General features: G+C 40.3%; 12 protein-coding genes and 1 pseudogene. 5 read left to right on the top strand and 8 right to left on the bottom strand.

What is annotated here, in order from left to right; genetic code table 11:
• Nucleotides 1-6 precede the first annotated feature (6 nt).
• Nucleotides 7-486, top strand: a complete 480-nt coding sequence (locus tag EJF25_RS01495) for a pyridoxamine 5'-phosphate oxidase family protein (RefSeq protein ID WP_125039720.1) — start codon at nt 7-9, stop codon at nt 484-486.
• Between the two features lie 158 nt (nt 487-644).
• Here EJF25_RS01495 and cysK read toward each other — a convergent pair whose 3' ends face one another.
• The 3 genes from cysK to EJF25_RS01480 all read right to left on the bottom strand — a co-directional run bounded on the left by cysK (nt 645) and on the right by EJF25_RS01480 (nt 4,486).
• A complete protein-coding gene (gene cysK / locus EJF25_RS01490) occupies nt 645-1,598 on the bottom strand; it encodes a cysteine synthase A (RefSeq protein ID WP_125039719.1) in 954 nt (317 codons plus the stop codon).
• Between the two features lie 283 nt (nt 1,599-1,881).
• The gene (locus tag EJF25_RS01485; RefSeq protein WP_125039718.1) at nt 1,882-3,528 is read right to left on the bottom strand and encodes a glycoside hydrolase family 32 protein; all 1,647 of its coding nucleotides are present in this window, start codon (nt 3,526-3,528) and stop codon (nt 1,882-1,884) included.
• A 151-nt stretch (nt 3,529-3,679) separates the two neighbouring features.
• Complete coding sequence (locus EJF25_RS01480) at nt 3,680-4,486, bottom strand: alpha/beta hydrolase (RefSeq protein ID WP_200832856.1); 807 nt, start codon at nt 4,484-4,486, stop codon at nt 3,680-3,682.
• A 543-nt stretch (nt 4,487-5,029) separates the two neighbouring features.
• Between EJF25_RS01480 and EJF25_RS01475 the strand changes: the two genes are divergently transcribed.
• A complete protein-coding gene (locus EJF25_RS01475) occupies nt 5,030-6,247 on the top strand; it encodes a transglutaminase domain-containing protein (protein WP_125039716.1) in 1,218 nt (405 codons plus the stop codon).
• Between the two features lie 409 nt (nt 6,248-6,656).
• Here EJF25_RS01475 and EJF25_RS01470 read toward each other — a convergent pair whose 3' ends face one another.
• A complete protein-coding gene (locus EJF25_RS01470; RefSeq protein ID WP_125039715.1) occupies nt 6,657-7,058 on the bottom strand; it encodes a putative quinol monooxygenase in 402 nt (133 codons plus the stop codon).
• Nucleotides 7,059-7,402: 344 nt separating this feature from the next.
• Between EJF25_RS01470 and EJF25_RS01465 the strand changes: the two genes are divergently transcribed.
• The 3 genes and pseudogenes from EJF25_RS01465 to EJF25_RS01455 all read left to right on the top strand — a co-directional run.
• The gene (locus EJF25_RS01465; RefSeq protein ID WP_125039714.1) at nt 7,403-9,547 is read left to right on the top strand and encodes a glycoside hydrolase family 31 protein; all 2,145 of its coding nucleotides are present in this window, start codon (nt 7,403-7,405) and stop codon (nt 9,545-9,547) included.
• A gap of 310 nt (nt 9,548-9,857) precedes the next feature.
• Nucleotides 9,858-10,082: a hypothetical protein gene (locus tag EJF25_RS01460; protein WP_125039713.1), complete on the top strand. Its 225-nt coding sequence runs from the start codon at nt 9,858-9,860 to the stop codon at nt 10,080-10,082.
• Nucleotides 10,079-10,633 (top strand): annotated as a pseudogene (locus EJF25_RS01455) (alpha/beta hydrolase); the annotation flags it as partial. The gene EJF25_RS01460 and the pseudogene EJF25_RS01455, both read left to right, overlap by 4 nt.
• A 408-nt stretch (nt 10,634-11,041) precedes the next feature.
• Here the strand turns inward: EJF25_RS01455 and EJF25_RS01450 are convergent.
• From EJF25_RS01450 to leuS, 4 genes are all read right to left on the bottom strand, one after another.
• Entirely contained in the window at nt 11,042-11,893 is an 852-nt protein-coding gene (locus tag EJF25_RS01450) for an OmpA/MotB family protein (RefSeq protein ID WP_125039711.1), read from the bottom strand.
• 84 nt (nt 11,894-11,977) lie between these two features.
• Nucleotides 11,978-12,559 carry a non-canonical purine NTP diphosphatase gene (locus EJF25_RS01445; RefSeq protein WP_125039710.1) on the bottom strand — a complete coding sequence of 194 codons (582 nt, stop codon included), beginning with the start codon at nt 12,557-12,559 and terminating at the stop codon, nt 11,978-11,980.
• A gap of 47 nt (nt 12,560-12,606) precedes the next feature.
• Nucleotides 12,607-13,524 carry a YitT family protein gene (locus EJF25_RS01440; protein ID WP_125039709.1) on the bottom strand — a complete coding sequence of 306 codons (918 nt, stop codon included), beginning with the start codon at nt 13,522-13,524 and terminating at the stop codon, nt 12,607-12,609.
• Between the two features lie 111 nt (nt 13,525-13,635).
• Complete coding sequence (leuS, locus tag EJF25_RS01435) at nt 13,636-16,470, bottom strand: leucine--tRNA ligase (RefSeq protein WP_125039708.1); 2,835 nt, start codon at nt 16,468-16,470, stop codon at nt 13,636-13,638.
• Nucleotides 16,471-16,613: the final 143 nt, after the last annotated feature.

Genomic DNA, 16,613 nt, shown 5'->3' with positions numbered 1-16,613 from the left:
ACAGTAATGAAAACAGTTATTATTGAGGATATACAACGAATTGAAGCCATTATTTTGCATTGTGATGCTTGCTTTGTAGGCATTACGGATTTAGACGGGAATCCTTATGTGGTACCCATGAACTTTGGTTATGAGAACGGTATAATCTACTTGCACTCAGGTCCTGAAGGAAGTAAAGTGGAGATGTTGGAACACAATAATAACGTCTGTATCACGTTCAGCCTCGGACATAAACTTGTCTACCAACATGAGAAAGTGGCTTGCAGTTATAGTATGCGTTCTGAAAGTGCTATGTGCAGGGGACAAGTGGAGTTTATCGAAAATATAGACGAGAAACGCCATGCACTGGACATCATCATGCGACATTACACAGATAATGAGTTTGTATACTCCGATCCTGCTGTACGAAATGTTAAGGTATGGCAAGTTTCTATTAAACAAATGACAGGAAAAGTTTTTGGCTTGCGCCCTAATGAGGAGCCCTAACCAACAATGTATCCTGTGTTCTATTAAAATAAAAGTCGCTATAGTCACTCTTTGGAGAGTTTCTATAGCGATTTCTAATATAACTAACCATACAAAACACTAGAGATAGACTCTATTGAAGAAGCCTTTTTCTTTCAATGATTCGATTTTATCTTTTCTCAATCACCGAGAGGATATTCTTCAAAAGCGTATAAAATAGTAGATAGATATCGTTCACCTGTATCAGGTAACAATACTACAATCATTTTTCCTTCATTCTCCGGTCGTTTTGCCAACTTTGTAGCCGCATATACGGCGGCTCCTGAAGAAATACCTACCAGAAGTCCTTCTTCTTTCGCTAATTGACGGCTGGTACGAATGGCATCGTCGTTCTGCACTTGAATAATCTCATCCACTACGGCAGGGTTGTAGGTTTTAGGAACAAAGCCTGCTCCTATTCCCTGTATCTTGTGTGGACCGGGTTTTCCGCCTGACAAAACAGGAGAATCCGTTGGTTCTACGGCAACAATCTTCACACTAGGATCACGCATCTTCAATGCTTCACCCACGCCACTTACTGTCCCGCCAGTACCAACACCTGCCACGAAAATATCTACTTTTCCTTCGGTATCTCGCCATATTTCCAATCCGGTAGTTCGCAGATGTACATTTGGATTAGCAGGATTCTCAAACTGTTGCAAGATTACAGCGCCGGGAGTAGCGGCTTTCAATTCTTCTGCCTTAGCAATTGCTCCTTTCATTCCATCAGCACCGGGAGTTAATACCAGTTCAGCTCCCAATGCTTTCAACAAATTCCTGCGTTCGACGCTCATCGTATCCGGCATTGTCAAAATCAACTTATACCCTTTTGAAGCAGCAACAAAAGCCAGTCCTACTCCGGTATTTCCACTCGTCGGCTCAATAATGATAGCCCCCGGATGCAAAACTCCTTTTCCTTCGGCATCTTCTATCATTGCCAATGCTATACGGTCTTTCACACTTCCTGCAGGATTGAAATATTCAAGCTTTGCCACCAAACGGGCTTTCAGTCCTTTACTTCTATTATATTTCCCAAGTTCCAATAACGGAGTATTACCTACCAAATCCGTCAATTTCTTTGCTATCCTTTCCATATATTTCTGTTTTAAATTCTTTTATTTTAAGATATTACAAAGATAAGGCTGATTTTGTTGTCGGTAAATACCACAGTTATGGTAATTTCATACCATGTCTGTATTACAAAAGCCTGTATGCACCGGTATACTTTTCTATATAAATAAAGTAATGAGATTCACCGAGAATTACATAAGTACCAGTTTCCACTGAAAAACTTCCGGGCAATCAATATCAAAATACTGACTGCCCGGAAGCAATTAATTACCTATGATTTACCCTCTACCCGGCAGAGGTTATTATTTACCAGATGGAATCTACTGAAAAGACTTCCAGATCTTTGACTTCGATTCTATTTCCCCAAAAATGTAACCCTTCTTTATTATTCACATCCGGACGGCGTTCCATAGAGTAAGAATACAGCCCGCCATCGATAAAGACTTCAATTGAAGTACGGTCAATGTAAATATCAGCAGTAAGCTCCATGCTGGTCGGATCTTCAGGTGAATAGAAGCGGCCGTTCAATGTATTTGAATTCATATCATAACCGATCATACGCTGTCCGAATAGGTTAAAACCTGCATCTGTAGCATGAGATAGTTTGATAGTAGTTTTAATACGAAGACGATCTGCGTCATAGAATTCTTTTAAGTTACGGTTAGCCTCATCCGAAGACAACGAAGTCCATGAACGTACAGGCTTACATAAAGATTCAACTTCTCTTATAGGAACACTGACCAAACGGATACCATCTTTCGTTGTACGCAAAGTCAGTTCGGTTGGTAACATCATCATTCCGTTGAACGGCATATCCGGATGAGAGATTCTTCCCCAGCCTATCTGAATACGTCTACCGTCACTGGCAGGGATATTGGTAATAGTTTGTGCGGCATAGATACTTCCTGTAGTATAGCAATACTTTCCAGCTTCAGGAGTAAATACTTTACCGTCGAAGGACCCCAACATATAAGTACCGGAAGCTCCGTACATCACCCATTTTGTATGATTCTTGTCACCATCGACCGAAAGTTCGAATAGCTCGGGACATTCCCAAAAACCAGAAACATGGCTTTCGTATTTCCAATCTTTAAGATTGGCAGATGTATAGATAGAATGTCCGTCACGTTCGTTCAATACCAATACCCAATGCTTTCCGGGTGCATACCAGAAAACTTTAGGATCTCGTGTATCCTGAGAGTTCCATTTTGCTTTTGAGTCTATGACCGGATTCTTATCATATTTAGTGAATGTACGTCCATTGTCGAGACTATAAGCTATTCCCTGTACTTGCTTTTCTGAACTGGCAGCAGTAAAAGCAGCTACCATGGCAGGAGTTTTTCCTTTATTAAATCCAGCGGTGTTATCATAGTCAATAACTGCCGATCCGGAAAACATGGTTCCCAGATGATCGGGATATAATGCATCAGCCAATTCTGTCCAATGTATCAGATCTTTGCTCACAGCATGTCCCCAATGCATGTTCTCCCAATCTCTTTCATAAGGATTGTGCTGGTAGAACAAGTGGTATTCACCATCGTAATAAATCAATCCATTAGGGTCATTGATCCATCCTCTACGAGTAGTGAAGTGAAATTGTGGACGATTCTTTTCCTTATATATATTGTCTTGACCTGCGAACTCATCCGACTGATATATCTTGCTCAGCCCTTTCTCATCACCTTCATAGTTTATTTTAACCGTTTTCCCTTTATAAGCTGATACATCTTTAAATACCCAGTATTCAGCTTCATCCGGTGCCAAACGTATAACGACAGACAAATCCGGTTTCCCATTTACTTGAAACGTCATCTTTGCCCTATCTACCTTATGAGAGATAGGGAAATTCAAATATTTCTTCGTTATTTTAAAAGTAACTTCTCCAGCCATGATAATTAAAGGAGAGAACAAAAGAATAAAAAGCGTGAATACAATTTTGCTTAATGTCTTCATAGCAATGCAATTATTTATTAGTTCATGAATTTGGAGGTAAATGTAGGAAATACGTCCTGTTTACACTATAATAAATGATTCAAATACTATAAAAACAATTACATTGCGCAGAAATTATCATTGTATGACCAGCTTTTTTCCTCATGCATACCTATTTTCCAAATTTCTTCACATAATCGACAATCAAGTAACAAGCAGGACCGGCAACCTGTCCGTGATCAAATCCCTGCATCTCGTATAGCTTCACTCTCTTATTGCCAATGTTCTTCAATACAGATGCCAGAAGTGCATTTTCTTCATATCTATCTGCCATCTCGAGGTTCTTATCACCAGTAATCATAACAACCGGGGCTGTATTTTTACGTGCTTTATTCACCGGTGCATATTCGTCGATAATTGGAATCCCTTCCGGTAGCCCACGTTCTTTACGTATGGTAAAATGAGTAACAGTTTGTCCACTCACCGGAAGATAGGCAGCTACGCTATCCGCATCTGCTCCATAAGCAGCCATATACTTTTTATCCATAGCCAATATCAATGAAAGATAACCTCCCGCCGAATGACCGGAAACAAAAATACGATCTTTGCGTCCGCCATACTTCTCTATATTATCAAACGCCCAAGCTACAGAGGCGGCAGCATCTTCTATATAAGAAGGATTCTTAGCTTTCGGACTCAATCTGTAATTAACGGCTATCACCGCAAATCCCTGTTCTTTCAGTTCTTTAGGAATATATTTACCCCCTCCTTCAAGTCCACCTCCATGAAACCATACAACGGTGGAGAAGTCTTTCTTATTCTCCGGATAATAAATATCCAGTTTACAACGTTCACGGCGATAAGCGTCTGTCTCGGAGCTTGGAATATATGAGATATCCTTATCTGTCCGATAAGTATTTTGTGCCTGGATCATACAAGCACAAAGTAGGAAGAGTAGTAAGAAGTAATTCTTTTTCATCATTCTGTTCATTTTAATATTTTAGTGTATTATTTTAAATAAGTATTCTGTTTACCACCAACTTTCATTTTTCATTGAGTCCCTTTTGAGCAGTTTGTGCACTCATACCTCCTTGTTTTGCAACTGCACGATACCATTAAGAGCCTCTTCATAATTTTGAGATGTACCAATGCTATCGCCTCTTCTTTTTGTGCAATTGTCTGCTCTTTCATATCCAACGATATGCAGAAAGCCCCTCAACGATTTTCTGATCTTTACTGGAATAGCTTATAAAGACATCAGATTTAATGGAACTGCAAACTTTATAATTTTTCCAAAGATAAAGACATCAGATTTAATGAACAAGAAAAAAAACAATAATTAGCCTTCAAGACTGCTCTATACTGATTTGATACATAAAAGCCGACCTTATAAAAGCTAATAAAAAAGTAGTCACCCAATCATTATAAAAAATGGAACAACCAATTTGAGATTAAAATATAATGCATTACCTTTGTGAGGAAGAATATTAACAATATACTTAAAGCATACATACTATCTATTATGAGACAAATTCTATTTGTTTACGTATTAATGATCACCGCCATAACCTTGAACGCTCAACAAAGTTACGAAATTACCAATTCGCTGACTTTAAAGAATCAGGATTGTGAACTTACAAAAACGACTATTATCCTACCTGTTCCACAGAGCAACAACTATCAGGAGGTTGCCAACTTTAAATATTCTTCAGGTGAAATACTCGACATAGAAAACTCTCAAAATCAATATCTCAGGGACTTGAAATCATTAGCCCTACCTTCCAAAGGGGATATTTATTCTCTCACTGAGAACTTCAACATAACTTTGTATCCCATGCATATTGATATGAAGCAGTTCAAAAAAATATACCCATATAATACACAATCGGAAATTTATAAACGATACACTGCCAACAAGGGGGAATATATCGACACCGGCAATGCCCGCATCAAAGAAATATCAGATAACTTATGGAACGAGTCGAAAGGAAATATAATAGATTATGCCCGACGGTGCTACGAACATGTGGGGGCTAACTATAAATATCTAAATCCGAATACAGGTATTCACGAAATAGCAGCTATTTTATCGGCAGGAGGAGGAGATTGCGGCAATCTGGCCTCTATCTTTGTAAACTTGTTGAGAGCTAAACAGATCCCTGCCCGCCACATCGTTACTGTAAGACCGAATGGTACTTTTCATGTATGGGCCGACTTCTATCTGGAGAAATACGGTTGGATTCCGGTGGATGCAAACATGAAGCTGGATCATCCGGAAGGCGATTACTTCGGATATTGCCGGGGTGATGGCATCGTCATGTCAGAGGATGTTTGCCATCCGGTAGAACCGGAACCGGGACAGACCTTCAATACTGCTATTTTACAAAACTTCCTTTATTGGTATCGGTGTAGTGCCGGGACAAAAGTTATGACAATCCACCACATTGAAGGCAAACCGATACAGTTGCCCACAGATCCGGTCGTATCGGATGTAGGCAGTTCGAAAGCCACGCTGGAATGGAAGGAAATAAAAGGAGCCACCAACTATAGAATCAAGTTATACGAAAAAAATGGCAAAGCGCTTATGCAGACGAAGAACGTAAAAGCCACTAAAACACATATAAGTCTGAAGAATATGAAACCAATGACGGAATATACGATTCAACTGATTCCAATACGGCAGGTGGAGAATATAGAAACACAAATGAATACCTACACTGTTCATTTCAAAACAGTGTAAATAAGTAGTGTATCATAGGGAGGGGGTTAAGCAACACTGAATTCAGCATACATCCCTCTCTATAACAAAAAAACGCTTTTTCTCTATCAACCTATCACCAAGGGCTCTATATCCCTTTATTCATAGGCATTAGAGAAGGTGATAGGTTGATTTTCAACCTATCACCTTCTCTATCACCTATCACCGTATGTAATGGTCAGTCACTATATGTTTCTGTTTGTTTCAACCGGTTGAAACAAAGTGTTCAACCGCACGAAACAAGATGTTCAGTAACATAAAACAAAGTGTTTAACCGTACGAAACAAAGTGTTCAACCCTATAGAACAAGCCTTTTGACCGCTTTAAACAAATTATTCCAAGGCTGAGTCCAAGTAGTTTATAAATACGTCTCCCTTTATTTTTCAGAAATTTATTTCTGTGCCTCAGCACATACATAAATCTTTTTATCGGATGCACCGTCAAACATATCTTTAGTCTCTTCCAAAAGCTGTTTCAAATGGGCAGTCTCCCCATGCTTTGCGAGTACGTTCTCATTTTCCCAGACTTCACAGATCAGAAATTCGGTACTGTCTTCCGGAGATTGGTATACACCATAATCCACGCAACCGACTTCCTGAACGGTATTGGCTTTGCATTTAGCAAAGGCCTCCTTATAAGCAGATACATATTCGGGCTTTACTTTACGATGCAAATTCAGTATGACTTCCATCGAACTTTTATCATTACAACAAGAGGTAACAGTTTCCTGCTTAGGGGAGTTTGCACAACCTGTCAGCAGGACACAGGCCATACCCAGAAATAAGTTTTTCATATCCATTGTTATTAGTTCCGACAAAATTATTAAAAGTTTCTCTTTATTGGAGCAAGAACACTTCATTTTATACACTTTTTTAGTAATTGCTTGTAAAGCAGTCACAACTCGATTATCACTACTACAATCATTCTTCATCGTTAAATTCCTCCGAAAAACAAATTGTAGTGATAACCAAAAGATTCATACCCAAACAGTTACTTAAAGCAACCATATAAAAAAAGAACTTCTTCAAAGAAATAAAAAGAAGCAATATGATTCTTCCTGAAAATAATTGTATTACTTTTAGTGGAAAATTAAAACCCGAAAGTCTTATATAAGTATAACATCATAAACAAATTGCAATGAGAAAATTACGATTTTATCTTCTTCTATTTACAGGAGGGCTCCTCGCTGCCTGTCACACAGAACAATTACCAACTCAGCAAGAGATTGCTCCGGGAGTGATCAAACTGCAAGCAGGAGAAATTGACACTTATACTCCTTACGCACTGTTCGGTGGAAAGCCTGCATTAGAGGCTATGAAACAGCTGCCCACAGCTGAACTTCCTTTCAGTCCGGATGAAGTCCGCATACAAGTTAAAGACCGAGGATGTATGGTCGAAGTACCTTTGGCGGATGACGAGCAGCTCTACGGCTTCGGACTTCAGATAGAGACTTTCGGACAACGTGGAATGCGTAAACGCCCGATAGTAAACGACAATCCACTGAACGGACTCGGATATACACACGCTCCACAAACGTTCTACGTCTCTACCAAAGGATACGGAATCCTGGTTAATACCGCCCGGTATACCACTTTCTTATGCGGTTCCAACCAGAAAAACCAGCAAAATCTGCAGGACGCAGAAGGAAGGAAAAAGATTGCCACCACTACAGAAGATTTATATAAGAACCGAAGTAACGGAAATAAAGTATATATCGACATCCCCGGTGCAAAAGGCATCGAAGTGTTTGTCATTACTGGGCCGGAGATACTGGATGTGGTGAAACGATACAACCTCCTTTCCGGTGGCGGATGCCTTCCTCCGATGTGGGGACTCGGATTTAAGTACCGGGTGAAAGGAGACGCCGTACAAGATTCGGTCATCCGCTTCGCGGATTATTTCCGGGAAAAACAGATTCCATGTGATGTGTTGGGACTGGAACCGGGATGGCAAACGGCAGCCTACTCCTGCTCATACATCTGGAGTGAGGAACGTTTTCCTAAACACAAGGAAATGCTGGATCAGTTAAAACAGAAAGGCTATAAAGTCAATCTGTGGGAACATGCATACGTTCATCCTTCTTCTCCAATCCGGAAAGAGATGGAACCTTATTCGGGTGACTTCCTCGTTTGGAACGGACTTGTGCCGGACTTTCTGACACCGGAAGCACGTAAGATATTCAGTGATTATCACCGTACACTGGTAGAAGAAGGAATCTCCGGCTTTAAACTTGACGAATGTGATAATTCGAACATATCTTACGCTTCAGCCACTTGGTGTTTCCCCGACGCAGCACAATTCCCTTCAGGAATTGACGGCGAACAAATGCACCAAATCTTCGGCTCGCTTTATGTGAATACGATAGACAGCATTTATCGTGAAATGAATACCCGCGCTTATCAGGATTACCGTTCTTCGGGGATGTTCATGTCCTCACGAAATGCGGTGCTCTACAGTGATACGTATGATCATAAAGAGTATATTCAAGCGCTTTGTAACTCTGCCTTCGGCGGTCTGTTATGGTGTCCGGAAGTACGTGAAGCACACTCTGCCGAAGATTTCTTCCACCGCTTGCAAACAGTGATTCTTTCTCCGCAAGCCATGGTAAATGCCTGGTATTTGCAGTACGCACCATGGTTGCAATTCGATCGTGGAAAGAATGAGCGGGGTGAGTTTTTGCCGGAAGCCCAGGAATATGAGGCTTATGCACGCACACTGATTAATCTACGTATGCAGCTCATACCTTATCTTTATAATGCTTTTTATACTTATTATAAAGAAGGAATTCCTCCTTTCCGTCCTTTATTGATGGATTATCCTAGGGATGAACGCCTGCGTGATATCAGTAATCAATATATGATCGGAGATGGGCTGATGGCTGCGCCTCTCTATGAGAATAAAAAATCAAGAACTGTTTACTTCCCCGAAGGAACATGGTATAACTTCAATACGAACGAGAAATATGAGGGGAATAAAGAATATGAAATCAATACGGAATTCGATCAATTGCCGCTCTACGTCCGTCAGGGAACATTATTGCCTCTGTCCGAACCCGTTCCTTATGTAGATCCGCAAACTGTATTCAATCTGCACTGCAAAGTATACGGCACTCCTACAGCTGCCTGCCAACTTCTTGAAGATGACGGTATCAGCTACAATTTCAAGAAAGGAGAATATAACATCGTCACTTTGGAAGCAGATAAAGGAGAAGTAAAACTCAAAAGGGCGAAAGAAGGTGATCTGAAAAGATACCGACTCTCCGGTTATGAATTTATCAACTAACATAAGTAGGCGTCAGATACCCTGATCCGGCATTTATGTATCAACCTGTTGAGTATTAATAGTTCGTTTCTCAGCTATTAATACTCAACTTTTCAAGTATTAATACCCTACATCTCAACCATTAATACTCCAAAAGTCAGGTTCTAATACCCTAGAAAAGGGATATTATACCCCTTTATTCGTTTACAATACACCGCTACCGTTCCACGTGGAAACGTGAGAATTCTATTCCACTAACACCATATTTAAAAGTTTTTTATGTATGTTTACAAGTAAAAAAGAATCTTCGCCAAACCAAAAACTCTTTATTATGAAATATTCAAATTTCCATTTCATAACCATTATCGGATTATTACTCGGACTGTTATTCCCGTCTTTTCTTTGTGCACAAGATATTACCGGTATCTGGTATGGCAAATTGACTCTTCCAAACGGATCATTAACCATCGTTTTCCATATCAACCACACAGAACATGGAAACTATGTGACTACCCTCTCCCGATCAAGGAGTTTCGAACATAAAAACAGCAATTGAAGCAAGTAGAATTGATTTATCAATCTACAGGCAAACCGGATTCTGTCTGGCAGAAGAAAAAACCGATTTATCGCCATCAATACTCAACTGTACTGCAACAAACAGATAAAACAGTAGAAGAACTTCAAAAAGAATTGTATGCTGACGCAATAAAACTACTATCACCTGAGGAACTTCAGGATTTAAACGTGATGCGCCAACTACCGACACAACTCACTGCAGCCACCAGTCCATGGTACCTCCACTTTATGAGATACGACCCAACGGAAGCTCTGAATAAAATAAAATGCCCGGTACTTGCACTCAATGGAGATAAAGATGTTCAAGTAGATGCTGTTATGAACTTAAATGCCATTCAACAAGGAATCATTAAAAACGGAAATAAAAATGTAACAGTGAAGATCTATCCGGGATTGAATCACTTTTTTCAGACTTGCCGAACATGTAATCACCTTGAATACGGAGATTTAGAAGAAACAATCAGTCCGGAAGTTCTGAAAGATATAACAGAATGGATATTAAATACAGTATGTAAGACTTCCATGAAATAGAAAGTAAGTATAGCTTCTCCGTTCCAAATAATTAGAGAAATGCATGGAGCAACTTGCGTACAGGTTGCTTTTTTGCCTGAGTAAAATCTTATTGATTCCCTATTCTTTATGTTTTAACGAGCAATAGAGTTACCAACTCATCATTATACATCAGCTTATTATTTTCCTTACGTTTCATCATCTATTTTCTTACCTACACAACTCTTTATACAGGTACATTATTTGCCTATAATAGGCCGATTGCGTTATATTGGCAAAATCAACACATCCAAACAATCTGCTTTAATGAACCGGATGTGATGTTACTTTGCTGTCGGTAAACATAGCGATAAAAAATTAGCAATCATATGTTTAAACACTATAAAATTACTGCTTTTATCGCTATGCCCTCAATTTTCAATGAAATATTTATTTAATTTCCTCTGAATTCTGTAACATCTGGAACAACTTATCCAACTTCGGTGCCATGATGATTTCCGTACGGCGATTTCTACTTCTTCCGTCTACTGTTTCATTGTCAGCAACAGGCATAAATTCACCTCTTCCGCTAGGTTGAATCTGTAACGGATTAACATCATATTTCTTGGTCAGGATGCGTACAACAGATGTAGCACGAAGTACACTTAAATCCCAATTGTCCTTGAATATTGCCGTATTGATAGGTTTGTTATCAGTATGTCCCTCGATAAAGACATCAATATCTGTCTGTCTGTTCAGTACTTGAGCCAGTTTGCCAAGTGCTTCCTCACCACGTTTGTCAAGAGTGGCACTTCCTGACTGGAACAAAAGCTTATCGGACATAGCTACATATACCTTTCCGTCTTTTTCACGAACGGTGAGTTCTTCGCTGCTAAATCCCAACAATGCATCTTTTACACTATTCAGTAGGTGTTGTACTTTATCATTTTGTGATTTAATCATAGCTTGTAACTCATTGATAGTACGTTCTCTTTCATTGAGCTCATTTTTTTTCTGGTTTAATAGTGCATTCAGTTTCTCCTGCTGGGTCATGTTACTGCTCAGCATATTTTGAAATTCACGGATACTGTTTCCCATTCGAGTGGTATCCTGCATAAGATTTTTAATCTGTGCCGACATTTGTGTTCCCCTATTTCGGCAGTCTGATAATAGTCCGTACAGGCTATCTCCACTTGCAATAGCTGCTATACGTCCGGTCTCTGCAATCATGTATTTCTTTTTAGTCACACATGAAGTACACACAAGCAATGTAATAAAAGTAAATAATGTAATTTTCTTCATCGCACTTTATTTTTATTTTTTGCAAAGTAATAATTTTCTTGGGAAGATTACAAATATCTTATAAAAAACTCTGTATCATATTGTTTAGCTATGCAAAAACTCACAGAGTTTCTGTACGGCTAAAGCTCGGTGGCTGATTTTATTCTTTATGTCATTTCCCAGTTCAGCAAAAGTCCGATCGTATCCTTCGGGTAGGAAAATAGGATCATAGCCAAAACCTGAATCACCACGTTTCTCTTTGATTATTTCGCCTTTTATCACTCCTTCAAAGAGATATTCTTTTCCGTCTAGAATCAGCGAAATAGCAGTACGAAACTGGGCTTTGCGATTTTCTTTTCCTTCCATCTCATGAAGCAGCTTGAGCATATTGGCTTGTGCGTCATGCCCTTCTCCGCTTGCATATCGGGCGGAATATACTCCAGGAGCTCCGTTCAGTGCTTCCACTTCCAGACCGGTATCATCGGCAAAACACTCCAGACCATAGTTCTTATAGATAAAGGAGGACTTTAGCAGGGCGTTTCCTTCGAGCGTATCGGCTGTTTCGGGAATATCTGTGTGGCAGTTAATATCGTTCAAGCTAAGTAGTTCGATCTTATCACCTAAGATGGCGGCTACTTCTTCCAATTTATGAGCGTTGTTGGTAGCAAATACGAGTTTACGTTTCATAAGGCTATGGGCTTTATATGTTGGTTGTTTAATACTTGTGGATTGGTTTACTTTACTTTCAGTTGGTCGAATCCTTCACCATATACACCGATGACGGAACTTTGTGAGATAAAAGCATTTGGGTCGATGCGTTTTACCAGACGGAAGATATCCAGTGATTGACGTTTCTTGGCTAGTACGACCAATACTTTCACATCGTGTTTGCTATACCATCCTGTACCGTTGAGAACGGTCACCCCTCTGCCTGTTTCTTTCGTGATGCAATCGGCTATCTCTTCGTATTGTTTAGAGAAGATAAGGAACTGAACCGATTGGCGGGCACTATTGATGATCCAGTCGAGTACGACACCGATAATGAACAGAGTTACGAAACCGAAAATGACGCGACGCCAGTCGTGAAAGACGAAGTAACAGGAACTGATGATAAATACATCGCAAATCATGATCATTCTTCCAAGTGTCACGTCTTTGTATTTATTAACGATGGCGGCGATGATATCTGTTCCTCCGGTACTTCCGTTATAGTTGAATACAATGCCAAGCCCTATGCCGCATAGGGCAGCGCCGATGATACAGGCCATAAAGTCCTGTCCGGCTCCCAATAAAAGAGGTTTGCCGTCGATCGATACATTGGGTACTTGTACGTAGTCATTGACTACTATTTGGAAAATCCAAAGTAAGAAAGTCAGCATGAAAATAGCATAAGTTGTTTTTATGCTGAATCGCGGACCTAATATCCGGATGGCAAATGTCATCAGGACGGCATTGATGATGAAATAAGACCATTGGATAGGAAATCCGGTGGCATAATAGATGATAGCTCCGATACCGGTGGTTCCCCCGGTGGTTATTTGGTAAGGGAGAAGGAAAGCTGCCCAACCGAATGAATAGCTTATCAGTCCGAGGGTGATGTAGAAGTAGTCTTTTACTTCTCTCATTATTTCCGCTTTTGCTGGTCTTCGCATAGAGTTATATTTTGTTTTTTAATTCACCACAGAGGACACAGGAGACACAGAAGTTTATCATTTGAAAAGAAAACTTTCTGTCCTCTGTGTCCTCTGTAATGAAATGAGATGTTAGATTACAACGTTTACAATCTTTTTCGGCACGACAATCACTTTCTTCGGAGTTTTGCCTTCGGTCCATTTCTGCGAACGCTCATCAGCCAGAACAGCAGCTTGGATAACGTCTGAAGCAGCATCAGCGGCAAATTCCATATTGAAACGAGCCTTTCCATTGAAAGAGATGGTATAGTTGATCGTATCCTCTTTCAAGTATTCTTCGTTGTAGACAGGCCATTGGGCGTCGCATACGGAAGTGGTATGTCCCAGCGTAGCCCACAGCTCTTCGCAAACGTGTGGAGCAAAAGGTGCAAGAACGATAATCAATTGTTCCAATACCTCTTTTTTACTGCATTTTAGATTAAATAATTCGTTTACACAGATCATGAATGCGCTGACAGAAGTATTATAAGAGAACTGTTCAATGTCACCGGTCACTTTCTTAATCAGTTTGTGAAGGCTTTTCAATTCTTCTTTAGTAGCTGGTTCGTCTTTTACCAGATATTCGTCTGTGCGGCTGTAGAATAATGACCAGAATTTACGGATGAATCGGTGTACACCGTCGATGCCGTTTGTATCCCAAGGTTTGGACTGTTCCACTGGGCCGAGAAACATTTCGTACATACGAAGTGTGTCTGCACCGTATTTCTCAACAATCATATCCGGATTGACAACGTTGAACATGGACTTGCTCATCTTTTCAACTGCCCAACCACAAATATATTTTCCGTCTTCTAGGATAAACTCTGCTGTTTCGTATTCGGGACGCCATGCTTTGAAAGCTTCTTGATCAAGTATATCATTGGATACAATGTTTACATCCACGTGAATCGGAGTAACTTCATATTGATCTTTCAGATTCAGAGAAACAAATGTATTGGTATCTTTGATACGGTACACAAAGTTACTGCGTCCTTGAATCATACCTTGGTTTACTAACTTCTGGAATGGTTCTTCTATCACCGATACACCTAAGTCATACAGGAACTTGTTCCAGAAACGAGAATAAATCAAGTGACCGGTAGCATGTTCCGTACCACCTACATAAAGGTCTACATTTCTCCAGTATTGGTCTATTTTCGGATCAACCAATGCTTTGTTATTGCGTGGATCCATATAGCGCAGATAATATGCGGAAGAACCGGCAAATCCCGGCATTGTGTTCAGTTCCAGTGGGAAGACGGTAATGTTGTCGATCTTCTCATTGTCCACGACACATTTGTTTACAGTGTCCCAAGCCCATTTAGTAGCATGTCCCAATGGGGGTTCACCTGTTTCAGTTGGCAAGAATTTCGCAACTTCCGGTAGTTCCAAAGGCAGGCTTTTGTCGTCGATCATGTAAGGCATTCCATCCTTGTAGTAAACAGGAAATGGCTCGCCCCAATAGCGTTGGCGAGAGAAAATAGCATCACGCAGACGGTAATTCACTTTCACACGACCTAGATTGTGTTCTTTTACATATTTTTTGGTTGCTGCAATTGCTTCTTTAATTGTCAATCCGTTCAGTGAAAGATCACAATAAGGAGTAACATCCGGACGAGGTGAATTACAAACAATACCTTCCTTCGCATCGAAACTTTCTTCGCTCACATCGCAGCCTTCTACCAATGGGCGGATTTCTAATCCGAAATGTTTGGCAAAAGCATAGTCGCGACTGTCATGAGCAGGTACGGCCATGATAGCTCCTGTTCCGTATCCGGCTAATACATAGTCACTGATCCAGATGGGCACTGCTTCGCCTGTGAACGGATTGATGGCATAAGAACCACTGAATACACCGCTGACACTTCGGTCGGCAATGCGTTCACGTTCCGTACGTTTCTTAGTACGGTCGAGGTAAGCATCTACTTCCACTTGTTGGTCGGGTGTGGTTACTTGAGATACCAATTCACTTTCAGGAGCTAATACCATAAAAGTAACTCCGAACATGGTATCTGCACGTGTAGTAAAGATGGTGAACTCAAGATCGCTATCTTTTACCTTGAACTGAATTTCAGCACCTTCCGAACGACCGATCCAGTTCTTTTGAGTTTCTTTCAAAGATTCGGTCCAGTCAATTTTATCCAGCCCGTCGAGTAAGCGTTGTGCATAAGCAGATACACGCAAACACCATTGACGCATTTTTTTCTGAACAACAGGGTAACCGCCACGTTCGCTGACTCCATCCACAACTTCGTCATTGGCCAACACTGTTCCCAGTGCAGGACACCAGTTTACCATTGTTTCGCCCAGATAAGCAATACGGTAGTTCATCAGGATTTCCTGCTGTTCTTTTTCACTTTTTCTTTTCCATTCGTCGGCAGTGAAATTCAGTTCTTCGCTGCAAGCAACATTCATGCCTTTGGTTCCGGTAGTTTCGAATGCACTGATAAGTTCTTCAATAGGACGGGCTTGTTGTTCATCGTTACAGTAATAACTGTTGAACATCTTCTGGAATGCCCATTGTGTCCAATGGTAATATTCAGGATCACAAGTGCGGATTTCACGATTCCAATCAAAGGAGAAACCTATTTTATCCAATTGTTCGCGATAGCGGTTGATATTATTGACTGTAGTAATTGCAGGGTGCTGTCCGGTCTGGATGGCATATTGTTCGGCCGGTAGACCATAGGCATCATATCCCATCGGATTGAGTACGTTGAAGCCTTGCAGTCGTTTGTAGCGGGCATAAATATCTGAAGCGATGTACCCAAGCGGATGACCTACGTGCAATCCGGCTCCTGATGGATAAGGAAACATATTCAATACATAAAATTTTTGTTTCGATTCGTCTTCCGTAACTTGGTAAGTTTTATTTTCTACCCATTGTTTCTGCCACTTCTTTTCAATCTCCCTGAAATTATACTCCATAGCGATAAACTTTTTATTTATAGTGATTTATATTGTTGTTTCAAATTTAGGGAGCAAATTTACGTGTTTATTTTCAGATAACCACGTGGAGAGGACAAAAACCTTTATACAATAAGATGAACAGGAAATTTATCGGGAATTAC

Origin of the sequence: Bacteroides faecalis (genome assembly GCF_003865075.1) — a bacterium.
Taxonomy (GTDB): domain Bacteria; phylum Bacteroidota; class Bacteroidia; order Bacteroidales; family Bacteroidaceae; genus Bacteroides; species Bacteroides faecalis.
The sequence above is the reverse complement of the archived record's forward strand: the minus strand, read 5'-3'. Positions and strand labels throughout refer to the sequence as shown.